This is a genomic window from Trinickia violacea (genome assembly GCF_005280735.1).
Taxonomy (GTDB): Bacteria; Pseudomonadota; Gammaproteobacteria; order Burkholderiales; family Burkholderiaceae; genus Trinickia_A; species Trinickia_A violacea.
In genome coordinates this window covers 2134682-2157041 of record NZ_CP040078.1, presented here as the reverse complement: position 1 = coordinate 2157041, position 22360 = coordinate 2134682, and the positions used below count along the sequence as shown (strand labels likewise).

The 22360-nt window shown below is 62.0% G+C and carries 19 protein-coding genes and 1 pseudogene; 3 read left to right on the top strand and 17 right to left on the bottom strand.

Going from position 1 to position 22360, the window contains the following annotated elements; genetic code table 11:
- Positions 1–40: 40 nt before the first annotated feature.
- The 5 genes and pseudogenes from FAZ95_RS31785 to FAZ95_RS31765 all read right to left on the bottom strand — a co-directional run.
- Complete coding sequence (locus tag FAZ95_RS31785; protein WP_137336381.1) at positions 41–1969, bottom strand: anthranilate synthase family protein; 1929 nt, start codon at positions 1967–1969, stop codon at positions 41–43.
- The gene (locus FAZ95_RS31780; RefSeq protein ID WP_137336380.1) at positions 1966–2589 is read right to left on the bottom strand and encodes an isochorismatase family protein; all 624 of its coding nucleotides are present in this window, start codon (positions 2587–2589) and stop codon (positions 1966–1968) included. The genes FAZ95_RS31785 and FAZ95_RS31780 overlap by 4 nt, the downstream gene beginning before the upstream one ends.
- Before the next feature lie 24 nt (positions 2590–2613).
- Positions 2614–3135, bottom strand: a complete 522-nt coding sequence (locus tag FAZ95_RS31775; protein ID WP_137336379.1) for a PhzA/PhzB family protein — start codon at positions 3133–3135, stop codon at positions 2614–2616.
- Between the two features lie 50 nt (positions 3136–3185).
- On the bottom strand, positions 3186–4469 hold the full coding sequence (locus tag FAZ95_RS31770) for an acyl-CoA dehydrogenase family protein (RefSeq protein WP_137336378.1): 1284 nt from the start codon (positions 4467–4469) through the stop codon (positions 3186–3188).
- A gap of 512 nt (positions 4470–4981) precedes the next feature.
- Positions 4982–5656, bottom strand: a pseudogene (locus FAZ95_RS31765) (S8/S53 family peptidase); the annotation flags it as partial.
- Positions 5657–6224: 568 nt separating this feature from the next.
- Between FAZ95_RS31765 and FAZ95_RS31760 the strand changes: the two are divergent.
- Positions 6225–7550: a trans-sulfuration enzyme family protein gene (locus FAZ95_RS31760; protein WP_254700022.1), complete on the top strand. Its 1326-nt coding sequence runs from the start codon at positions 6225–6227 to the stop codon at positions 7548–7550.
- A gap of 394 nt (positions 7551–7944) precedes the next feature.
- Here FAZ95_RS31760 and aroQ read toward each other — a convergent pair whose 3' ends face one another.
- From aroQ to FAZ95_RS31730, 6 genes are read right to left on the bottom strand one after another with little or no spacing between them, the layout of a single operon-like run.
- A complete protein-coding gene (aroQ, locus tag FAZ95_RS31755) occupies positions 7945–8385 on the bottom strand; it encodes a type II 3-dehydroquinate dehydratase (RefSeq protein WP_137336377.1) in 441 nt (146 codons plus the stop codon).
- A gap of 19 nt (positions 8386–8404) precedes the next feature.
- Positions 8405–9241 (bottom strand): shikimate dehydrogenase, encoded by an 837-nt coding sequence (aroE, locus tag FAZ95_RS31750; protein WP_137336376.1) that lies wholly within the window; start codon positions 9239–9241, stop codon positions 8405–8407.
- Positions 9242–9247: 6 nt separating this feature from the next.
- On the bottom strand, positions 9248–10459 hold the full coding sequence (locus tag FAZ95_RS31745) for a CaiB/BaiF CoA transferase family protein (protein WP_137336375.1): 1212 nt from the start codon (positions 10457–10459) through the stop codon (positions 9248–9250).
- Positions 10459–10917 carry a MaoC family dehydratase gene (locus FAZ95_RS31740; protein WP_042272903.1) on the bottom strand — a complete coding sequence of 153 codons (459 nt, stop codon included), beginning with the start codon at positions 10915–10917 and terminating at the stop codon, positions 10459–10461. The genes FAZ95_RS31745 and FAZ95_RS31740 overlap by 1 nt, the downstream gene beginning before the upstream one ends.
- A gap of 2 nt (positions 10918–10919) precedes the next feature.
- The gene (locus tag FAZ95_RS31735) at positions 10920–11312 is read right to left on the bottom strand and encodes a VOC family protein (RefSeq protein ID WP_137336374.1); all 393 of its coding nucleotides are present in this window, start codon (positions 11310–11312) and stop codon (positions 10920–10922) included.
- Positions 11309–12259: a ketopantoate reductase family protein gene (locus FAZ95_RS31730; RefSeq protein WP_137336373.1), complete on the bottom strand. Its 951-nt coding sequence runs from the start codon at positions 12257–12259 to the stop codon at positions 11309–11311. Before FAZ95_RS31730 ends, FAZ95_RS31735 begins: the two co-directional genes overlap by 4 nt.
- Before the next feature lie 104 nt (positions 12260–12363).
- On the opposite strand from FAZ95_RS31730, the gene FAZ95_RS31725 reads away from it, so the two are divergent.
- Both FAZ95_RS31725 and FAZ95_RS31720 read left to right on the top strand, forming a co-directional pair.
- Positions 12364–13269, top strand: coding sequence for a LysR family transcriptional regulator (locus FAZ95_RS31725; protein WP_137337701.1), 906 nt, complete (start codon positions 12364–12366; stop codon positions 13267–13269).
- A 418-nt stretch (positions 13270–13687) separates the two neighbouring features.
- On the top strand, positions 13688–14707 hold the full coding sequence (locus FAZ95_RS31720) for a CAP domain-containing protein (RefSeq protein ID WP_254700020.1): 1020 nt from the start codon (positions 13688–13690) through the stop codon (positions 14705–14707).
- Positions 14708–15254: 547 nt separating this feature from the next.
- Here FAZ95_RS31720 and FAZ95_RS31715 read toward each other — a convergent pair.
- The 6 genes from FAZ95_RS31715 to FAZ95_RS31690 form a co-directional block, all read right to left on the bottom strand.
- Positions 15255–15566, bottom strand: coding sequence for an NAD(P)-binding domain-containing protein (locus tag FAZ95_RS31715; protein ID WP_137336372.1), 312 nt, complete (start codon positions 15564–15566; stop codon positions 15255–15257).
- 298 nt (positions 15567–15864) lie between these two features.
- A complete protein-coding gene (locus FAZ95_RS31710) occupies positions 15865–16428 on the bottom strand; it encodes a MarR family winged helix-turn-helix transcriptional regulator (RefSeq protein WP_254700018.1) in 564 nt (187 codons plus the stop codon).
- Positions 16429–16524: 96 nt separating this feature from the next.
- The gene (locus FAZ95_RS31705) at positions 16525–17331 is read right to left on the bottom strand and encodes an oxidoreductase (protein WP_137336371.1); all 807 of its coding nucleotides are present in this window, start codon (positions 17329–17331) and stop codon (positions 16525–16527) included.
- Between the two features lie 35 nt (positions 17332–17366).
- Positions 17367–20507, bottom strand: coding sequence for an efflux RND transporter permease subunit (locus FAZ95_RS31700; RefSeq protein WP_137337698.1), 3141 nt, complete (start codon positions 20505–20507; stop codon positions 17367–17369).
- The gene (locus tag FAZ95_RS31695) at positions 20504–21619 is read right to left on the bottom strand and encodes an efflux RND transporter periplasmic adaptor subunit (protein WP_137336370.1); all 1116 of its coding nucleotides are present in this window, start codon (positions 21617–21619) and stop codon (positions 20504–20506) included. Before FAZ95_RS31695 ends, FAZ95_RS31700 begins: the two co-directional genes overlap by 4 nt.
- Before the next feature lie 84 nt (positions 21620–21703).
- On the bottom strand, positions 21704–22321 hold the full coding sequence (locus FAZ95_RS31690) for a TetR/AcrR family transcriptional regulator (RefSeq protein WP_137336369.1): 618 nt from the start codon (positions 22319–22321) through the stop codon (positions 21704–21706).
- Between the last annotated feature and the right edge of the window lie 39 nt (positions 22322–22360).

The following is a 22360-nucleotide window of genomic DNA, read 5'->3' as shown; positions in this document are numbered from 1 at the left end:
GTAACGCGTGTCCTATAGAGTCTGTCGGGCGTGTAGAGGGTTAGGCCGTGAGCGCAGCCATGCGCTTTTCGCGGCGCATGGCGTGCGTGATGGCTTCGCCGAGAATGCGCGGTCCGTCGACCGTCAGAACCGACTCGGCGTGGAATTGCATCGAACTGAACCAAGGGCCGCGCAAGGCATGAACTTCGCCGGTGCGCGGATCGCGGCTGATCGCCAGCGCGCCGACGCCGTCGATCTCCAGCTCGTCCCGCGCGGTTCGCGCGACAAAGGTGTTGTAGAAACCGACGCGCTCGCGCCGGCCGAACAGATCGATCTCGACCTGGATGCCTTGGTTCGGAACCTCGCGCCGCACGAGCGGAATGCCGAAAATGGCGTTCAGCACTTGATGACTCAGGCAGACCGCCAGGAACGGCTTGCCCTCGTCGACGAGACGCCGCAGCCACGCGTGGAGGCGAACGATGCGCGGATCGCCGGGGTCGCTCGGATCGCCTGGGCCCGGCCCCATGACGACGACGTCGTAACGCGCAAGGTCCACCTCGTCATGGACGCCGCGCAATTCGGTGACGAGGCCGAGCGAGGCGAGCTGCCGGGCGATCATCGCGGTGAAGTGGTCTTCGGCGTCGATGATGAGCGCGCGGCGGCCGTTCAAATCGGCGATCTCGCTTTGCCGTGCGCCGTGCGGCCGAAGCCAGAAGTCGGCGATGCCTTCGTTGCGCTCGCGCAGCGCTGCCTGCACCGACGGGTGTTGCCCGAGCAGCGCGCCGGCTTCCGGCGGATCGAAGGCGCTCGACAGCGCGGCCACCTTGGCATGCGTCTCCATGACTTCCGATGCTGCCTCGGAATGCCGGACCAGCGTCGACCCGACGCCGATGCGGACGTGACCGGCGCGGTCGATCTCGGCGGTGCGGATCAGAATCGCGGAGTCGAGCGTGCGCTCGCCGTGCGCATCGCGGCCGATCAAGGCGGCGACGCCGCTGTAGTAGCCGCGCCCGCCCCGCTCGTGCCGCGCGATCACGCGTGTCGCGCTCTCGATCGGACTGCCGGCGACCGTCGGCGCGAACATCGTTTCGCGCAGCAAATCGCGGACGTCGGCCTCGGTGTGCCCGACGATGAAATATTCGGTGTGCGCGAGCCGCGTCATTTCGCGCAAGTGAGGGCCCGTGACCTGCCCGCCTGCCGGACAGATGCGCGCCATCATCTTGAGCTCTTCGTCGAGCACCATGTAAAGCTCATCGGACTCCTTACGATCACCGAGAAAGGCGTTGATTCCGTCGATTGTCGGCCCGCTCGTCGGGTACCGGTAAGTCCCGCTGATCGGGTTCATCGTCGCCTGGCCTTCTTGCAGCGTCAGGTGACGCTCCGGCGTGGCGCCGACAAACGTGCGCTCCCCGGTATGGATGACGAAGATCCAATACGCGCCGACTTCCCGGCGCAATAGGCGCTTGAAGACCGCCAGCGCCTTGGCGGGCGAATAATCGTCGAGCTCGCCCTCGAGCGTGCGCTTGATGACGAAGTTCGAGCCCGCGCCGGTGCCGATCTCGTCGGTGATCACGCGCTCGACGATCTTGGCGTAGGCGTCGTCGTCGATATCGAAGTGACGATTGCCAAGTGCGGTTCCGGTATCGGGAATGGCCGCCAAGGCAAGCGGCACGGGTACCGTTTCGTGCTCGTCGCAGGTGATGGCGATGAGCGGCGCGCCGTCGTCGTGCGTTTCGAATCCGCGCTCACGCAATTGCCGGTAAGGCACGAGCACGAGCAGCTCCTGACGATCCGCGCCCGCCATCGCCGGCTCGGCCAATGGAAGTTCGCTAAGGGAAGGCGGATAGGAAACCGCGCCGGCGATGACGTCGATAGTCGCGCGCTCCCCAACGCTGCCGGCGGAACGCGCGATCAGCGCAAAGCTCGGCGCCTGGCCGCTCAGGATGCGATCGAAAAGGTCGTGGCTGGAGTGACTGGAGGCTGCCTTCATGCCAGTACCTCCTCGGTGCTCACCACCTTGCCGCAGCGCTTGGCCACGTATTCAAGCGCCTGGTGATGATGGCTCGCGGAAAAGTCCGCTACACCATCGGCCACGAAGAACGGTTGAATGTCGTGTGTGAACGCATCGACGGCCGACATCATCACGCCGATGTGCGCATAGACGCCACACAGCATCAGTTGATCGCGGCCGCTCTCCTCCATGCGCTCGCGCAGCCCGGTACGGAAAAATGCGCTGTAGCGCCACTTGGTGAGCGTCCAGTCACCCGGAGACGGAGCGATCACCGCCGGGACGTCCCGATCGGCCGGCTTCGTTTCCATGCCCGGCCCCCAGAAATCGCCCAACAACCCGCGCTCCTTCTCGGTCATGCGCCCGGGATGGGCCGTATACGCGACCGGAATGCCGGCTTGCCGGCACCGTGCGCGCAGCGACGCGATGTTGGCCGTCAACGTCTCGCGCAGCGCCGGCGGCAAAGGCGAAAGGAAATAGTTCTGCATGTCATGAATGAGCAGCAATGCGCGTGACGGGTCGACGCGCCATGACACGGTGTTCTCGGGCAGGCTGCTCGAATCGGGCAGCGCATACGGTTGAATCGCAGGAATGCCAGCCATTCGGATTCTCCACAGGGCATGCGTTTAACTCGGCAGACCGTCCCGGCGAACGGCGGGAACCTCGATGCCCAGCGAACGGAATTGCTCGCACGGGTTCATGAATTCGCGCTGCTCCTTGATCAAGCCGTTTTCGAACCGGAAGGAGTGAAGGAAGTGATTGCGGTAATGGCCCTGCGGATAGCCGGCGAAAATGATCGCGCCTTCGCCGCGGCACTCCACCCAGAACCAGTTCGGGTCTTGGGTCTCGAAGATCTGGATATCGGTCCAGACCCAGTCCGGAAAGCATTGCAGCGACCACACGGCATGCTGCGCGAGCCGCTCGCGGCCGCGAATGGCGATCGGCCGACCGCTGTCGGTGGTCCAGAGACCGCCGACACCGTCTTCCGCGAACAGCATGTGGCGCTTGAGCCGCCCTTCGCCACGCGTGTGCATGTACTGCTCGACGATCTTGCGGTTGTGCTGCCGGATGGCCACATTCGCATCGACGATATGCGCGTTGGCGGCGTGATTTTCCGATTGGCTGACGAGAGGTTCGACGTCTGACATGCAAGCTCCTGAAGTCAAGGATGGCTTCCCATGCGGGAGGCCGTTCGGGATTACACGAGGTAGCTGATTTCGCGCGGATCGAGGCCGACGAGCGCGCGGCCGTAGACGAGCTGGGGGATGCCCATCCCGAAGCCCGCGTGGCGGCTCGCGACATTCAGATCGCGCCAGATCCGTTGCAGCGGGTTGGATTCCATGAAGGCGGCGCTGCCGTAGGCCGTCATGAGACGATCGATGGCCTCGCGGCACAGGCGCGTGACGCGCGTCGATTCCATGCGAAAGCGCGAACGCGTCACTTCATCGGGCAGGACGCCGGCCAGCGCGTGGTGTTCGACGGTCTCGACGATCCGGCGCGCATGCAGCCGGGCGCCGTCGATCATCATCGACGCTTCCGCGAGATCGGTCTGAAACGCGGGCGACACGGCCTGGCTCTTGAACGTGGACGAAGCGACGCGACGCTCATGGGCTTGATCGCGCACGAGTTGCAGCGCGGTTTCGATCGCGCCGAGCTGCGGCCCGAGCAGACCGAGCGAGAGCAAGCCCGAGAACGCGCCGCTGTAGAGACGGTGCCGCTCAGACGGCAGGCGCGACTTGCCCTGAACGATCGGCGCGTAAGGCGTCACGCGATGACGCGGGATGAACAGCTGGTTCGCCACGACGGTGTTGCTGCCGGTGCCGCGCATGCCTGTGATATGCCAGGTGTCGCGGATTTCAAGCGCCTTCGCCGGCATGAGGACGAGGTTGATCGTCTCGTCATCGGCTTCGACGCCTCTCGGGATCAGCGCGCCGATCCATTCGGCATGCAGGCTGCCCGATGCGTAGGCCCACTCCCCTGTCACCACGACACCGCCGTCAACGCGTTCGACCTGGGCGCGTGAGGGCGCAATGACGAGCGCGGTGCGCGTGTCGCGGTTGCCGTTCCACACTTCGTCCTGCGTGCTCTCGGGGAAGTGGGCGATCATGAAGTTGCCCATATTGAGCACGCTCGTGACCCACGACGCCGAGCAGCAGCCGCGCCCCAGCTCGTAGCAGACATCGAACAGCGTGGCGGGGCGGGCTTCGTATCCTCCGAGCCGGCGCGGCGTGAAGAGCCGCATCAGCCCGGCTTCGGTCATGGCGGCGACGGCCCGCTCGGTCAGGCGGCGCTCCGTGTCCGCGGCGCACGATTCTTCCGCGAGCACGGCAGCGACTTCCGCCGCCTTCGCGATCAATTGCTCATGTTCGGCTACGGATTCATCCAGCGCGATGGCGTCATGCCCAGCTGAATTCCCTTCATACAATGCACGCTCATTCGTCGTGTCATTAGTCGTGCACTGAGATGTCTGTATCGTGTTCACGGTATCTCCAAAATGCAATTGAAATCTTCGTTACCGAAAAATAACGAGCAACAAGGGGCATAGCCAATGGAATTGGCAATAATCAGAGAAATCTATGCGAATAAGATGCTTGTGTTTTGAAGCACACAATCGCCGATCACTAATTTCAAAAGAAATCGGCGATGGGCGAGCCGATGCCACGGCGAGCCAATGGGCCACTCCGCGTATCGGTTGCGCATAACTCAAAGCAAATCAAACGGTGAGAAATTATATTTTTATATTAACTAATTCAACCTAACAGAATGGATAGGCCGAATTTATTTCGAATTTTTATTCGAGTGGGATCTCATATTGCGCCGAGCTTCGGCGCCGAAAAGACACATAGGAGTAACACAAGTGATATAAAACGAATCAAGCCATTTTTATATACGAATCTTTCTGCCTATTGTCGATTCAAATAAAAATGGCGTGGTTCACTTTCAGACTACGCACGAAACCGCATGCGCAATACAGTGAACCACGCCCAAGGCAGATTAGTACGTGCCGCTGAGCTTCGAGAACTGCAGGCTGCCGAAGCCCGTGTCGTAGTCCCAGCCAACAGCGGGCTTATAGCCATAGGTGCCATAGCCGTTGTTGCTGCCGGAAGTCCCGTCGTGCACGAGCGTCGTATTACCCTTTAACGTTTGATAGAAACCCGACGTCGGCAGGCCGATGCTGTTGTTGTGCGCCGATTCGACACGCGCGAAGCCGCCGACGAAGATCGGCGACGCGAGGCTGGTGCCGCCCACCTGCTGGTTCGCCTGGCCATCGATGACGATCAAGGCGCCGGTCGTTGATGCCGCATCGAACGCCACGTCCGGCAAGGCCCGCTTGGTGACCCTCGAGCCCAGCGCAGCCGTTTGCCAGGCTGGCGCTTTTTCATACGCGCTGATGCCGCCGCCTGTCGCCCAGATGCGCGCCGCGTTGTCGACAGGGTTGCCGTTCTGGTCGAGGTCGGCGTAAGCGGCGCCCTCGTTCCAGACCGTTTCGCCCGCCCAGGTGGTCGTGTTCGTCGTCGACAGCGTCGTGCCGCCGACCGCCACCACATACGGCGAGCTCGCCGGCGAGGACACGCCGTATTTCGACATGGTGATCTTGGTCGTGATCCTCGTGCCGGTGCTGTTGTAGTCGCCGATGAAGCCCGGCGCGCCTTGCGGCGAGTAAGACCACGGATTACGGAAAAGTTTGGCAGAGGTGGACACCACAAAACCCAACCAGATCATGGGAAGGCGCCGGGGGTGCGCTGTCCATCACAAAGTTGAGGAAATGGACGGGATTCCCGCTTGCTTCAGATACCAGATGGACACTCCGAGAACAAATGCATATCCCGGCGGCTCATGCACATCACGAACGGTAGTTCGTGGACATTCACTTCGGCAAGCAATGAACAACCGAAACGGCGCTGTGAACGCATTGCGCATCGGGCGGGTAGCGGCCACGAAGGGACATTCGAGTGCACCTCCTAAATCGTCGACACCCATTAGCGGGCCCGGTGTCAAGTGAGCGAACAATACCCTCGACTGCCTGAGCAGCCGATTCCGATTCCACTGAAGGAATGCAGTAGCCGATCGCACCCGTTTCTTCGATTCATGGCTGCGACGGATCGCGCCAGAGAATCGAACAACAGCAACGCATTGGGAAGTGAACGTGCCGCTGCAAGTTGATAACGGAAGCTATATCAGTCGGCTCAGAAAAAAGGGGCGGTAGCGATCTGATGTTGAGTCTTCAGTCGCGACCGTGATTCAGGATCGAGAAGGCAAACGGCTCTCGGAGGAAAAGTCCTCCGGCGATCTGCTCAGAAAGCAAGCACCTTTCCATATTGTTGCGTCACACTTTGGCATTCATCAGCCGACGGACCTCCTCGATACCATGGATCAAGAAAAGCTTGGCTTCTCGACAAACGCTATCCATGCCGGGTACGACCCTAACAAACACGAAGGCGCGTTAAGCACACCGATATTTTGCACGTCCGCATACGCTTTCGATTCGGCAGAGCAAGCTGCTGCGCGCATAGGAGGCGAAGAAGAAGGGATGGTCTACTCGCGTGGAGGAAATCCGACCGTGCGGGTACTAGAGCAACGGCTAGCCATTCTGGAAGGTGCTCAGGCCGCAGTAGCCGTGGGGTCCGGAATGGGCGCGATCAGCACTCTCGCGTGGACGCTCTTGCGTCCGGGGGACAAATTGCTCGTGGATGTTACCCTCTACAGTGGAACGCAGACTCTGGTCAATTCGATTTTGCCCGAATTCGGGATTGTCACGAATGTTGCGGACTTCACCCGCCCCGATGAAGTTGGCGCATCTATCAGCCGCAACACGAAACTCGTCCTTTTTGAATCGCTCACCAATCCGAACATGCGCATGGTGGACATAAAGACCATCAGCGAAACTGTTCGCGAGCGCTCCGAGGCTTTGATTGCCGTGGACAACACCTACTGTACTCCGTATCTGCAACGTCCTCTTGATTTTGGAGCGGATATTGTGTTGCACTCGCTGACAAAATACATTAATGGTCATGGCGATGTCATTGCCGGCGTTGTGATCGGATCGGCCGAAATCGTGAAGCGGGTAAGAACGGCGGGAATGAAGAATTCGACTGGCGCGTGTCTATCGCCGGCCGATGCATATCTCATTCTCAGAGGGTTGAAGACCCTTACGATTCGCATGGACCGACATTGTCACAACGCGCAGATTATTGCTGAATTTCTTGAGCGCAGTTCATGCGTCAAAAAGGTACATTACCCCGGTCTTCAATCCTATAGCCAGTATGACCTTGCGCGACGGCAAATGAAGCAGCCCGGAGGGATGATCGCTTTTGAACTCAAAGGCGGAATCGAGGCGGGAAGGAAGTTTATCAACTCGCTGCGCCTATTCGCACGCTCGCTTAGCCTCGGCGATGCAGAAAGCCTCGCATTACATCCCGCAAGTATGATGAAGACGGTGTACACAGAAGAGGATCGACGGGATTCGCTGATAGACGATGGACTTGTGCGTCTTTCGGTGGGGTTGGAAAACGTTGAAGATTTGCTTGCGGACCTGGAGCATGCACTGAGCGTTCTGGCCTGACCGGGTCAGAGTCGAGCCGCAGCACTACCGTGTATGGCCGCTTTCGGCAAGAGTGAGTGTCCCTTGAGGGTTGTCGTCGCTGGGAACATAACATTCGTGTTCTCAAGACGCGCCAGTGCAGTCAAAGGATGCGGTTGGACCCAAACATTAATGTTGTCCTTCTTCCTTTGCCGGGGAAAGCGCTTGCATGGCTGAGTGAACACGTGCTCTGCTCAATATTGGCCCGGTTTCGAATCGCGTGCAAACGGGCGCGCTCAATGCTTCATCTGCAACACTCCTTCTGCTCACGCAGTCACAGTGTGTTGCATCCACCGGTTGAATCCGCAATTCGAGAGCCGTCATTCGCCGTATCACTTCCCGCCGCGGAAGTACCCGGGCGATTCACACGCGTCACTCAACAACGGATCTCCGCATGGACCGCCCGCAGTGCGAGCAAATAGCTCTCGATCCCGAACCCGCAAATCTGCCCTTTGACGATATCGGCGAACACCGAGTGGTGCCGGAACGGCTCCCTCGCATGAATGTTCGACATGTGCAGTTCGACGACCGGACAGGTGAGGATCGCAAGCGCGTCGCGGATGCCGTAGCTGTAATGCGTCCACGCGCCCGCATTGATCAGCACAGCGTCCTTGCCCTCTTCGTAAGCGCGATGGATGCGCTCGCACATCGCCACTTCGCTGTTCGTCTGGAACGATTCGACCTGCACGTCGAGTTCTTCGCCCAGCGCCTGCAGTCTGGCATCGATATCGGCGAGCGTCATCGTTCCGTACTGCGCGGGGTCGCGTTTGCCGAACATGTTGTGATTGATGCCATGAAGCATCAGGACATTTTTCATCAGGTTCTCCTTTGCTCGACTAGTCGAGCGGCACGGTGAGACGGTCGATGACCGCGACCGTTTGCGGACGCACGCCGCGCCACCATGCAAACGCTTCGGCGGCCTGCTCGACCAGCATGCCGACGCCGTCGGCGACGCCAAGCACGCCTGCATTGCGCGCGAGCCGCAGGAACGGCGTGAGCCGCTTGCCGTACGCAAGCTCATACGCTGTGCCATCGGGACTGAACACGCTCGGCGGGACGGGCGGCAACTCGCCCGTCAGGCTCGCGGAGGTCGCGTTGACCACGAGATCGAATCGGCCCATCGCAGGCAGATCGCCGTAGCCGCGAGCACGCAGCGCTGCGCCTCGCGAACCAACCTGGGCCGCCAGCGCCTCGCCCTTGGACACGTCGCGGTTGGCGATGACCAGTTCGGCAGGACCCGCGGCGAGAAACGGGAGCAACGCGCCACGCGCGGCGCCGCCCGCACCGAGCATCAACACGCGCTTGCCGGCGAGCGGAACGCCGAGATTGACCTCGATATCGCGCAACAGGCCAATGCCGTCGAAATTCTCGGCGATGATCCGGCCGCTCTCGAACTTGAGCGCGTTGGCCGCGCCCGCCAACGCCGCGCGTTCGCTGCGCTCGTCGGCGAGCGCGAAGGCCTTCAACTTGAACGGCGCGGTGACGTTCAGGCCTTTACCGCCCTCGTCGGCGAACTGTTGCACCACCCTTGCGAATCCATCGTCGGGGTAAAGCGGGCCTTCGATTGCGACGTACGACATCGCCTGTTGTGTCGCTTCGGCAAACAGGCCGTGAATCAACGGAGATTTCGTGTGTCCGATCGGGTTGCCGATCACTGCATACTGGTCAGTCATGGTGTCTCACTTCGAATGGAGAACGCCTTCGGTTTGCATCGCGTCGATTTCGGCGGCGGAAAAGCCGAGCGATTGCGCAACCTCCGTGTTGTGCTGCCCGAGATCGGGCGCGACGTCGCGAATGGTCGTGTCGCAATGAGAAAAGCGGAATGGCAGATTGGGCAGGCGCAGCTTTCCGTAACGCGGATGATGCTGCTCGACCACCATGCCGCGCGCCTGGATCTGCGGATCGTCGAGCACCTCGTCGATGCGCTGCACCTTCGCGCAAGGCACATCGATGCCATCCAGCAGTTCGAGCACCTGGGCAACAGGACGCGCAGCGACCCACGGCTGCACAACAGAGAGAATCGCCTGCCGATGCGTATTGCGGCCCACGCTATCGTGAAAGCGCGTATCGCTGCCGAAGCCGGCGGGCCCGCCGTGCGTTTCGATCAGCGCGGCGAGACGCTTCCATGCATCGTCCACTTGCGCCGCGATCACAAGGTCGCCGTCTGCGGCCCGAAACACGCCATAGAGCGTCGAGGTCGGCATGTCGTGGCCGGTTTGCTCCGGCAGCACGCCTCGCAGCGTATAGCACTGCACCGCATATTCGTGCATCGAAACGAGCGTGTCGTACAACGCCATGTCGATGTGCTGGCCGCGGCCGCTCTGCACCCGTCCGAGCAGCGCCGCATTGATCGCCGCCACCGCGTGAATGCCCGTGTACATGTCGCCGAGCGAAATGCGCAGCAACGGTGGCGGCTCGCCGGGCGTGCCCACCATCTGCATGATGCCGCTCTTCGCCTCAGCGATCAGGCCAAAGCCCGCACGATGAGCGTCGGGACCCGTGTGGCCATACGCCGAGATCGAGCAGTAGACGAGACCCGGATTGCGCGCGGATAGCGCTTCATAACCCAGCCCGAGTTTATCCAGCGCGCCCGGACGGTAGTTCTCGACGAACACATCGGCCGAGTCGCACAGGCGCCGCATGAACTCCTTGCCGCGCGCGTCTTTCATGTTGACGCTGACGCCGCGCTTGCCCATGTTCAGTTGCAGGAAATAGCCGCTTTGCTGGTCGTCGAGCACAGTCGCGTGCTGGCGCCCGGCGTCGCCACTGCCGGGGCGCTCGACCTTGATGACTTCGGCGCCGAGCGCCGCAAGGCAGCGCCCCACATAGGGACCAGCGAGGAAGTGGCTATAGTCGACAACACGTATGCCTTCGAGGGGACGGGCCAGCATCAGAACGCTCCCGGCCGGCGCGGCACCATCAGACGATGCTCGCCGCGTTGAACTACCTGGTTATCCTGATTGATCAGTTCCGATGGCAGCACGACGATGCCCCACCCCGGACGGCTGTTACTGGGACGCATGGCGCCGACGCGAAATTTCACGTGCAGCACATCGTTGACCTTGACAGGCAGCAGGAAATCCCACGTCCAGCCGAGCGACATGCCGGGCAGAAAGCGATAGTCGCTCTGCGTCTTGAGGCCGTCCGCAATCGAGAGTCCGAACAGTCCATGCGCGACGAGACAGCCGAAGTGGCTCGCGTTGGCATACGCCTCGTCCACGTGTACGGGCGTGTGGTCGCCGGTGAGGTCGGCGTACGCGAGTATGCGTTCTTTCGTGACGGTGTAGTTCGGGCTCACGCACTCGTCGCCTTCGCGGGCGTCGTCCCAGTACTTGTCGATGATCGTCATGCTCACGCCTCCGCCCGCGGGTTGATGCTCAGCGCCTGCGCGACACACGACGCGGGCGTCGACTGAATCAGTTCGACGGCAAGGCCGTCAGGCAGGCGCAGCCAGTTGCGCCCTTGCGGCATTTCGCTCACGCCATACGCTTGGGCCGCGGCCAATGCCGCCTCCAGGTCTTCACACATGACGCCAAGATGCGCGAGGCGCCCTTCGGGACCTTCGTGTTGCGGCGCATGAATGAACTGCAGGCCGCCGAGCGTCCAGTACTGACGCGGCGCGTCGACAGTGCCCTCGACTTCGCGCATGCTCATGCCGAGCACGTCTTCGAAGAAGCGGATATGCCACTGGATGTCCTTCACCCAGATCGCGACGTGCTCCAGATAAGCCTTCGATCCGCTCATGCCGTCTCCTCCTTGCGCTGCTCGTCGGCCATCGCGCGCTCGATGCCCTTGATGCACGCCACCAGCGTCGCGTTGACGGGCGTCGGCACGCCAAGCCGTTGTCCCCAGCGCACCACCGAGCCGTTGATGAAATCGATCTCCGTGACCGAGCCTTTTTCAAGGCTCTGCAGCATCGAGGTCTTGAACGCGGGAGAGAGACCTTCAGCCGCGAGTGTCCAGGCCTGCTCGGGGTCCGTCATCGACAAGGTGATCCCCGCAGCGTGTGCTGCTGCCATCGCCTCGCCGATGGCCGCGAGCGCCGTCGCCTTCAACAACGGCTCGTCATAAAGCTGGCCGTAGGGGAGACGCGTGATGCCCGTGATCGCGCCCGTGGCGACGTTGACGAGTAGCTTGTCCCACATCGTGCCCATGATGTTGTCGCTGACCGTGGTGAGCAGCCCGGCGGCGTTGAAGGCCTCGGCGATTGCCTGCACGCGGGGCGTGATCTGGCCATCGAGTTCGCCGATATAGGTCGCCTTGCCGGTAACGCCCGACTGGATATGCCCCGGACCGCGCAACACGCCGCCCACATACGTCTTGCCTGCCAGCACACGCTCGCGGCCCACGATATCGGCGAGCACATCTTCGTGCCCGAGCCCGTTTTGAAGGGACAGCACGAGCGTTTCGGGCCCGATCAGCGCGAGTGCGCCGCGCATCGCAGCATCGGTGTGGAAGGACTTGACCAGCACGATCACCACGTCGGCCACGCCGACTTCGCCCGCCTGGGTCGCGGCGCGCACTGCTATGCGCCGCGTGCCGCTATCGTCGTCGACCTGCAGACCGTCTCGACGCATCGTGTCGACATGGGCGGGCGAACGGTCCAGCAGCCAGGTTTCGTGGCCGCCTTCTGTGAGGGTGGCGCCGATCGCGCAGCCTAGTGCGCCGGCGCCGAGAATCGCAATCTTCACTGAGCTTCTCCTTGACGTGTAGGCACACGATAGGAGTTGCCGCCCATATCGGCAATGCAATGACTACAATGACATCATTGCAACAGACAATAATGGCCGTCACCATGATGCCGCCCGATTTACCCGACCTGAAGCTGCTGCAACTCTTCGACCTGCTCTACGACACGCGCAGCGTCACGCGCGTCGCGGAGCAACTGGGGCAGAGCCAGCCCACCATCAGCATCTGGCTCGGGCGGCTGCGCGAGCATTTGCAGGACCCGCTTTTCATTCGCACCCCCGGCGGCATGGCGCCCACACCGCAGGCCGACGCGCTGATCGGGCCTTGCCGCGAAATTCTCGAATCGCTCAGGCGCTTTGTCGCGTGGGAGATCGCGTTCGATCCCGCCACCGCGCAGCGGCGTTTTCGCATCTGCATGACGGATGCGAGCCATATCACGCTGCTGCCACGCCTGCTCGCGCACGTGCGCGCACAGGCGCCCGGCATCCGGCTCGAAGCGGCGGGAATCGACGGCAACACGGAACGGGCACTGGAATCGGGCGAAGCCGACCTCGCGATTGGCTATGTGCCGTGGCTTAGCGGTGGCATCTACCAGCAGCAGCTTTATCTACAGGACTGGGTGTGCCTGACGAACCGGCATCACCCGCGCGTTCGCGGGCGACTCGGTTTGAAGCAGTACCGTTCCGAGGGGCACGTCGCCATCGAATCGGGCACAGGTGCGCAACTACTCGAACAGGCGCTGGCGCGCGAGCGCATCGAGCGTGACGTCGCGCTGCAACTGCCGGGTTTTCTGGGGCTCGGAACGATCGTCCAGACCACTGACCTAGTCGCCACGCTTCCACGTCACATCGGGGAAACGCTCGCGCATGCCAACGATCTGGCCGTTCATTCCTGCCCGCTTCCCGTGGATGGGTTTGCCGTGAGGCAACACTGGCATGCGCGGTATCACCAGGAGGCTGGGAATCGCTGGTTGCGCGGCGTGGTCGCTCAGTTGTTCGGCGTTTCACCGTAAGTATGAAACCTGAGGCGCCGCGCGCCAGTTCACGAAGAATACGACCGTTGTACCTCCGCAAGCTGCCGTTAACGGCTGGTACGAGCGAGCGTCCGAGATGGGTCGAGCAGAGACGGTCGAGTTGTGCGTCTCACGCGGTACCCGCGCTAGCGCAGGCGTAGGTTTTTGAGGTAGCGCCTGATTGTGCTGACACCAGCAGCCGGGCTGCCGATTTGCGGTCCGTCAGTTCACACTGCTCACGCTGTGCCAATACCTTTGTCGAGCGATCTTGTAGCAGCACTTGCGTGACGAAGCTTCGCCGCATCATCGTGCGGCGTGGCGACGCAAGCGCGGGGGAACGCTCACGCAACGCTCGGAGACGCGTCAACCTCATGCGCAGCCGGCCGTTATATCGTGATCGTCCGTTTCGCCTCGCCGCTTGAAAAAGAACAGGATTTCAATGCTCACAAAGAACACGACGGCGTGCATCGCCGCTATCGCAGCCCTTGCAGGGTGCGCGACTTACCAGCCTACCGCTGGCGAGCCGACGGCCGCAGCATACACGGGACCACCGATCACCTTGCGGGAAGTGCACGGCGCTCACACGCGTCCAGCTATTGCGTCCACTGCCCATCGATCCGCGATCGACTTCATCAATGCGCGTCGCGCCGAAGTCGGCTTGCCGGCTATCGCGAGGGATTCACACGTGGCAGCCGCGGCCGCCGATCACGCGCGATACCTCGACCTGAATCATTCAGGGACGCACGACGAACTGGCAGGTAACCCCGGGTTCACGGGCGTGGACGTGATATCCCGTGTCCGGTTGCATACACCAGCCTACGGCGCCAGTGAGGTATTGGCAGTGTATGGCGGCCCGCGCGGCGTCGACTCGCCGATCGAGGAGATCTTCGCGTCGCCCTATCATCGTGGCGCGATTTTCTTCGATTGGGCCAGGGCGGGCGAGGCCCGCGTTGTAGGCGCGAGTGCTATTACCGTCGTGGATTTCGCGGATATCGCACCGGCGCTGTCTGATACGCAGTTGGTCGCATATCCGTACGATGGACAGCGCGACGCTCCAATCGCCTGGACCGACAACGAGCAACCGGACCCGATGGGACCCAATTCCGGATATCAGGGGCAAACGCTAGGCTTCCCGATCACGCTATCGGGCGGACCCAGCGCACACATCGAACTTACGACGGTCGATGTGCGCGACGGACGTGGCCACAGGGTACGCTGCCACATCGCAGCGCTTACGTCAGCCGACACGGCTCGCAACACTGCGATCTGCACACCTTTTGAGCCGCTTCGACCAGGCGTCCACTATATCGTGCGTGCAACCGGTCGGCTGACGCAGCGAAACTTTGCGAACGCGCCTTTTAACCTAGAGTGGGGATTTACAACGTCGGTGGGCAAATCGGGCGCTGCTCCGATATTAGCTCAGACGACCAGCAAGTGACCGAACCTTGGTAGCGCGCCCACGGAACTCACTTCGGACGGCGGCGCCTTGCAGCGCGAGGGTTTCAACCGCGCACAAATAATTTTGTCAGCGGCCTGGTCGACTGGACCTTCGCTCCACTAGGCACGCCGCGTTCGCCTGCGTCGGGCGGCTCGCGGCCAACAAGCGCCGTTCGCTTTCGCTGAGACAGTGTCATTGAGACGACTGCTTCGCCTCTGACACCGGCCTTTGCAACTCCAACGGCGCGCCGGCAGCAGGGGTCGTAGCTACGCATTCGGTAGGGGCGATCTATGAGATACGAGGCCGTGACGGAGCGAATGGCGGCAAGGTAAATACATCCTCGTCATCGACGAAGGCGATCGGTCCCCTCGCACCATGGCATCCGCGCGTTCAACCGTCCTTTGTTCCTCCAAGACAATCTGGCAAAGGTGCATTGGCAGGAACATATTGGCAATCGATGTCTGAAGGGGAAGCGCCAATATCCCTGCTGTGAGCCTGCCGAGATCGGCAAGTGGCGGATTTGTCGTTAACCATGGCGACCTACCCACTACGGCCATCGCCGGTCGACGAATACACGGTTGTACTGCGCAGATATTGCATTCACAACATCATCATGACTGGGATGAGAGCCGAGCCTCGCAAAAAACGTGGGCACTTGGTCGCGTTTCCGTGAAGCATCGCCCTTAACCGCCGCAGCGAGTGCCTTGCGCGTCACCTCCGCGTCGTAATCGCAGCAGTATGCTGGCGTGGACCGCTGTTGCCGCCAGGATTCTTCGAGCGGACCGCCGTCGACGGAATCGAAACCGATCTCGTTGACAAGCGCCATGACGATTCCCTTCGCGTCGCTGATATCGCCCACGACCGCCACTGCGAGACGATCGGGCACACCCTTGCGCCGACCAAGATTCGCGAGCGAGTACGCGAGAATATTGTTAAAGGCCTTGGTTCTCCGGAAGCCCGGTAGGTCCCTTTAACCTCGTGGCCACGCGATTGCCACTTTGCGTCGGCTCCCCGTGCTCCGAACTGGATCGACGCGACCGACGTATGTCAGGTCACGATAATCCTCCGGGCGGCAGGGCCGTCTTGTGGCTCCCCGGGCTAGTCATTGCGTAGCGGCAGTCGAGATTCCGGGCGAGCAGGAGCGCCGCTGGCGTCGTTCAGGCGTCGAGCTCTTTCATATCCCGAATCACGTGGAAAAGATCACGCATTGAATCGAGATCAATCAGTCTCACAAACGCAAAGGTATCCTGATAGGCTCGCATCCAGGGGCTCACTGCGGAAGCTACAGCTTTTCGGCCTTCGGACGTCATGACGAGCTGACGTTTCCGTCGATCTGCTTCGTGGGAGATCGTTGAAATGAGCCTGCGGCGGAACAATGGTGCCAGATTGGCCGACAGATTCGATCGGTCCATTTCCAGTTCTGCTGCCATGTCGCCGAAAACTATTGGTTCGCGGAGATGCAGCAAGACGAGCATGCAAAACTGGGAGGCGTTGACGTCCGTATGCCGCAGCGCTTCGTCGAAGTGAGTCCAGAAAGCGCGCATTGCGCGCTGGGCAAAAAAGTGGTTCAGTGCGACCGCGGATATTTCTCCAAGGTCGAGCATCGACGATTCAGGATTTCGATTTTGCATATCTGCGTATCCGGGCTCTATCCGCTTACCTGGCAGCATTCCCGCTGCTGCAGAGGAGCGGTTGCGAGGCGCCGAAGTGGTCATGACCATGGGCGTCTGAAGCGAACCACGTGTTAGCGGTCTCCGGGCGTCTCCTGGAGCCGTTGGCGCGACGGGTCGGCCCGCATTACCGCGGGAGGTCAGGGCTCACGGGAGCCCGAATGTTTTCCTCAAACTTGCATCGACGGGAGCAGCCGGCATGAAGCGCCGCAATTTCCTCAAGAGAGATGCCTGCCCTGCCGGCGTGAGACGCATGCGCCATTTGCCAAGCGCGGCTTCTACAATTGTGTTTGCCACGCCATCGGGTGCGGGGGCACCTTTGACACTGTTGACGACTGCGCTCGATGCAAGCGCACGCTCGCGGTCATAGTCGGCGATTTTCGAACTCACCTGTGGTGCATTGACATCGAGATTGGTTCTGGTAAAGGACGGCTCAACCAGCGTTAGCCGGATGCCGAACTGGCGCACCTCATGGTCTAGGGTTTCAGTCAGCCCCTCGACGGCGTGCTTGGACGCCGAATAGAGACCCATATACGGTGCTGGAAGAAACCCAAGCACCGAACTGACATTGACGACCCTTCCTCCCCGTTGTGCCCGCATGTGCGGAAGCACGGCCTGGGTCGTACGCAGAATGCTGAATACGTTGGTGTCGAACAGCGCGGCCGCTTCGGTAACCGACGTTTCCTCCACAGCTCCGATCAGCGTGGCGCCGGCATTGTTGACGAGCACGTCGATGCGCCCAGCGCGATCGATGATCGTGTGAATCGCGGTTCGAACGGAAGCATCGTCGCGCACATCCATCTCTATCAGCTCGACGCGGGCCAATTGCGCCGTTTTTGCAATGCTGCGCACGGTGCCAAATACGCGGCACCCGCGCTTCGCGAACTTCTCTGCGGTCGCGCGTCCGATACCAGACGACACGCCGGTCACAACGACCACTTTGGAATTGGGCATGGCAGTTTCCTTCGATACAGTAAATTGATCGCGCTTTAACTGCGCGCGTCGAGCGCGTCCTGCAGCGTCGGTTCGGGAGGTGAGGCATGCTCGTGGCGGCCCTTGTGCGAACCCGCGGGGTTGCCTGGCCGAATCCTGAACCAGATCGAATACATGGCCGGCAGGAACACCAGCGTCAGCAGGGTCCCGGCGAAGGTGCCGCCGATCAGCGTGTAGGCGAGCGTGCCCCAGAACACCGAATGGGTCAGCGGAATGAACGCGAGGACCGCGGCCATCGCAGTCAGGATCACCGGGCGCGCACGCTGCACGGTGGCTTCGACGACCGCGTGGAACGGGTCAAGTCCCGCCTGCTCGTTCTGGTGGATCTGCCCGATCAGGATCAGCGTGTTGCGCATCAGGATGCCCGACAGCGCAATGAGGCCGACCAGCGCGTTGATGCCGAACGGCTGCTGGAACAGGATCAACGTCGGCACGACGCCGGTCAGGCCGAGCGGGCTCGTCATGAACACCATCACCATCGCGGAGATCGAACGCACCTGAAAGATGATGATGATCAGCGTGATCGCCAGCATGATCGGGAACAGCGGTAGCATCGCGGTCGTCGCCTTGCCCGATTCCTCGATGGAGCCGGCTTCCTCGATCCGATAGCCGCCCGGTAGTCTGGCCATGATGGGCTGAATCTGCCTCGTGATGGCGGTCGAGACATCCGGCGGCTGCAGGCCATCGGCGATATCGCCGCGCACCGTGATCGTCGGCATGCGATCGCGCCAGCGCATGATCGGCTCCTCCATCCGCACGTCGACCTTGCCGATCTGGGACAGCGGAATGCGCTGTCCATTCGCGCCGGCCAGCGTGAAGTCGCCGAGCCGCGCGGGGTCGAGCCGCACATCGCCCGCCGAACGCGCGATGACCTGCACGGTTCGAATATCCTCGCGCACGGCGGTGACGGGCACACCGGTGAGCAAAAACTGCAGTTGTTGTGCGACGACGCTGGACGTCAGTCCCACCGCCTGCAGACGGTCCTGCTGTAACGTGAAGTGCAGCGACGGCGAGCGCGTGCCCCAGTCGGCATTGACCGTGCGCATCATCGGGCTGTTTACCATCACGCGCTGGACCTCGGCCGCGATATCGCGCAACTTGTCGGGATCGGGGCCCGTGATCCGGTAGGCCACCGGGAACGGCGAATATGGACCGAACACGAGTTGCGTGACCCGCACGCGCGCTTCCGGGACGAGACCGCCTGCGATGGCCTGACGCAGCCGCTGCTTCAATGCGTCGCGCTCGTCCTGGCTGTCCGTGCGAACCACGATCTTGGCGAATGATGGATCGGGTAATTCCGGTCCCATCGCCAGATAGAAACGCGGCGCACCCTGCCCGACGTACACGGTGACGATTCTCGCGTCATTTTGCTTCGCGAGCCACGCTTCGACTTTCGCCGTGGCTGCGCTGGTTTGAGAAATCGACGTGCCATAGGGCATCTGCACCTCGACCAGCACTTCGGGACGGTCGGAGATGGGGAAGAACTGTTTCTTGACGATCGCCATGCCGAGAATGGCGAGCACGAACAGGCCCACGACCGAACCGGCGACGAGCCATTTGCGCGCGATCACGCGCGTCAGCAACTGGCGGAAACGGTTGTAGCGGGGCGTGTCGTAGATCGCATCGTGCCCCCCTTCCACCTTCTTGAAGTCGGGCAACATCTTCACTCCGAGGTACGGCGTGAAGACCACGGCGACGACCCACGATGCGATCAGCGCGATGCCGACGATCCAGAACATGTTGCTGGTGTATTCACCGGCGGTGGATCGGGCGAAGCCGTTGGGCATGAAGCCGACGGCTGTCACCAGCGTGCCCGATAGCATGGGCGCGGCGGTATGGCTCCACGCGTAGGCGGATGCGGCCACGCGGCTGTAGCCTTCCTCCATCTTCACGACCATCATTTCGATGGCGATGATCGCGTCGTCCACCAGCAGGCCCAGCGCCAGGATCAGGGATCCCAGGGTGATGCGGTCGAAGTTCTTGCCTGTGGCGGCCATCACCACGAACACGATGGCCAGCGTCAACGGCACGGCGGCGGCAACCACCAGGCCCGCGCGCCAGCCCATGCTCACGAAACTCACGAGCATGACGACCAGCAGCGCGGCGAAAAACTTGAGCATGAATTCGTCGACCGCCGAATGAATGTTGACGGCCTGATCGGTGACCTTGGTCAGGCTCATGCCTAGCGGCAGCCCGGCGTTGATTGCACCGACCTCGCTGTCCAGCGCCTTGCCGAGGTCGAGCCCATTCCAGCCATCGCGCATGACGATACCCAGCAGCAGCGCGGGTTCGCCGTTGTTGCGGATCATGAACGTTGCCGGATCTTCATAACCGCGCTCAACGCTGGCGATGTCCGACAACTTCAGCGTGCGGCCCTGCACAACGACGGGCGTGTCACGGATCTTCTGCAGGTTGTCAAAGGCGCCGTCCAGCCGGATGAACACCTCCGGACCTTTGGTCTCCATGGAGCCGGCCGGCGTCAGCGCATTCTGGCCATTGAGCGCGGCGAACACGTCCTGCGGGCTGACGCCGAGCGTCGCCAGCCGGTCATGCGAAAACTGGACGTAGATGCGCTCGGCCTGTTCGCCGATGATATTGACCTTCTTCACGCCAGGCACATGCAGCAGCCGTTGGCGCAGGGTCTCGGCATCGCGCACGAGCAGGCGCTGCGGTTCGCCCCTGGCCTTCAGCGCGAAGATGGCAAAGGTGACGTCAGCATATTCGTCATTGACTATCGGCCCGATCACGCCGGGCGGCAGGTTGGCGGCCTCGTCGCCGATCTTTTTCCTCGCCTGGTAGAACTGCTCCTGTACTTCCGACGGAGGCGTGCTGTCGAGCAGCGTCAACGTCGTGAAGGCCAACCCGGGGCGCGTATAGGTCTCGGTCCGGTCGTACCAGCGCAGCTCCTGCATGCGCTTTTCGATCTTCTCGGCGACCTGGTCATGCATTTCCTGTGCGGTGGCGCCCGGCCACGCGGTGATGATGGTCATCACCTTGACCGTGAAGGCGGGATCTTCTGCGCGACCCAGCTTGAAGAAGGACACTAGCCCGGCCAGCGAGATCAGGCAGATAAGGAACAGCGTGACCGCGCGCTCGCGCACGGCGAGCGCCGACAGATTGAATCGACCTTCGCTCACGGACGTGCTCCTTCGCTCGCCATCGCGACGACCTGGCCTGACACACGGACCGGTTCGCCTTCGCGCAGCAACTGGGCGCCGAGCGCGACGACCCGGTCGCCTTGCCTCAGTCCAGCAGAAATGCAGGCGCTGTCGTCGTCCAGATGTTCGACGGTAACGGGCCGCCACGAAACCTTCGCCGGCTCGCCGTTGATCACCCACACGCCCGGGCCCTTGCCCGCGTCAAGCAGCGCACCGATCGGCACCTGCAAGCCGCCTTGCACCGCAGAACGCGCGTCCGGAATCTGCACCGTCACCGTGGCGCCTAGCGGCGCGCTGGCAAGAACGCGTTGCAGCACGTACCGTGCTTCGAAGGTGCGGGTCCGGGGATCGGCCGAGTCGGAGAGCTGGCGCAGCGTGGCCGGTTCGCTCGCGCCGTTGCCGCCGAACAGCGTCGCTTGTGCAACCGAGCCGATTGGCGGGCGCAGCGTCTCTGGCAACTGGATCACGGCCTCGCGGCTTCCGGCGTGGGCCAGACGTACCACGGGCTGGCCTGCGCTGATGACCTGACCCGGTTCCGCGAGCGTTTCCATCACGACGCCATCGCCGTCAGCCACCAGTTCGGCATAGCCAGTCGCATTGCGCGCGACGTCAGCGTCGGCCTCAGCCGCGCTGAGCTGCGCCTTGGCGGCATCGGCGGCAGCCTTGGCCTGATCGTAGGCCGAAGCCGAGATCGCGCCCGTGCCGCGCAGGTCGCGATAGCGCTCCTCATCCTGTGCGGTCTGCCGCGCTCGCGCCCGCGCGGCGGTGACCGCCTCCTGCCGGGCTTGCGCGGCAAGCTTGAGATCGATGGGGTCGAGGCGCATCAGCGGCTGGCCGCGTTTGACGGATTGGCCGGCATCCACAAGCCGTTCCAGCACCTTGCCGGAAACACGGAAACCCAGGTCGCTCTGCACGCGTGCCGCGACGGTCCCTGTGAACGAACGGGACGCGGGGATGGCGCCCTGAACGATGGCCGTGCGCACCAGAGGTACCTCGGTGCGCGGATCGGACGGTGTTTTTTCACCGCAGGCCGCTAGCGCAAGCGGCAGCGCACAGGCGAGTGCGGAGGTGGCGAGGCGACGCGAGAACATGAAAGTCCCATCGATGAAGTGATGATGGCTTTCATTATGGTACTAGTGACTAAATCAGTCAACAGTCACAAAACGTGACCCCGATCAGGGCGACAGGCTACGGAGTACCAGGCTGGACAGCTGCGCAGGCGCGACCTCGGTGGTATCCCGGTTGTACTGAAGCAACAGCGGATTGAGGTAGGGGCGCAGCACCAGATAGATCGCCATCGCGGTTTCGTCGAGCGGCGTCTTGCGCTCGAAGTCGCCGCTTTGCCGGCCTTCCTGCAGAACTTCCTGCAGCAGCTCCTGGACACGTGCCTCATAGGCTTGCACGACCTGCCAGTTTTCCGTGGCGGCCGATGCGGCGATGTCATAAAGCTTGCGGTCCCGGAAAAACAGCTTGAGGCTCGCTTCGGCGAAGACTTTGAACATCCGTCGCAGCTTCTCCGGCGGCAGATCGGTCTCTGCGACGGCTGTCCGAACCTCGCTTTCGATTTCGTGCAGGCAGTTGACGCAGATCATCTCGCCAATGGCCTGCTTGGATTCGAAGAACTTGTAGATGTAGGCCTTGGAAAACCCGATCGCCTTGGCGAGGTCAGAGACCGTCGTTTTCTCGTACCCATACCGGCTGAAGTGCTCGGTGGCAGCGGCAACGATCTGGTCCCGTACCTCGTGATCGGCTGGGCCGCGCGCGGGAACGGAGGGAGTGGTGGTGTGTTTCATGGGCATAGCATACAGGAATGGACAACCTGTGACCATTTG

Excerpts from the sequence above, each read along its gene's own strand:
- FAZ95_RS31785 (WP_137336381.1), bottom strand. The coding sequence starts at position 1,969 with ATGAAGGCAGCCTCCAGTCACTCCAGCCACGACCTTTTCGATCGCATC.
- FAZ95_RS31780 (WP_137336380.1), bottom strand. The coding sequence starts at position 2,589 with ATGGCTGGCATTCCTGCGATTCAACCGTATGCGCTGCCCGATTCGAGC.
- FAZ95_RS31775 (WP_137336379.1), bottom strand. The coding sequence starts at position 3,135 with ATGTCAGACGTCGAACCTCTCGTCAGCCAATCGGAAAATCACGCCGCC.
- aroQ (WP_137336377.1), bottom strand. The coding sequence starts at position 8,385 with ATGAAAAATGTCCTGATGCTTCATGGCATCAATCACAACATGTTCGGC.
- aroE (WP_137336376.1), bottom strand. The coding sequence starts at position 9,241 with ATGACTGACCAGTATGCAGTGATCGGCAACCCGATCGGACACACGAAA.
- FAZ95_RS31745 (WP_137336375.1), bottom strand. The coding sequence starts at position 10,459 with ATGCTGGCCCGTCCCCTCGAAGGCATACGTGTTGTCGACTATAGCCAC.
- FAZ95_RS31740 (WP_042272903.1), bottom strand. The coding sequence starts at position 10,917 with ATGACGATCATCGACAAGTACTGGGACGACGCCCGCGAAGGCGACGAG.
- FAZ95_RS31735 (WP_137336374.1), bottom strand. The coding sequence starts at position 11,312 with ATGAGCGGATCGAAGGCTTATCTGGAGCACGTCGCGATCTGGGTGAAG.
- FAZ95_RS31725 (WP_137337701.1), top strand. The coding sequence starts at position 12,364 with ATGATGCCGCCCGATTTACCCGACCTGAAGCTGCTGCAACTCTTCGAC.
- FAZ95_RS31710 (WP_254700018.1), bottom strand. The coding sequence starts at position 16,428 with ATGGTCATGACCACTTCGGCGCCTCGCAACCGCTCCTCTGCAGCAGCG.
- FAZ95_RS31705 (WP_137336371.1), bottom strand. The coding sequence starts at position 17,331 with ATGCCCAATTCCAAAGTGGTCGTTGTGACCGGCGTGTCGTCTGGTATC.
- FAZ95_RS31695 (WP_137336370.1), bottom strand. The coding sequence starts at position 21,619 with ATGTTCTCGCGTCGCCTCGCCACCTCCGCACTCGCCTGTGCGCTGCCG.
- FAZ95_RS31690 (WP_137336369.1), bottom strand. The coding sequence starts at position 22,321 with ATGAAACACACCACCACTCCCTCCGTTCCCGCGCGCGGCCCAGCCGAT.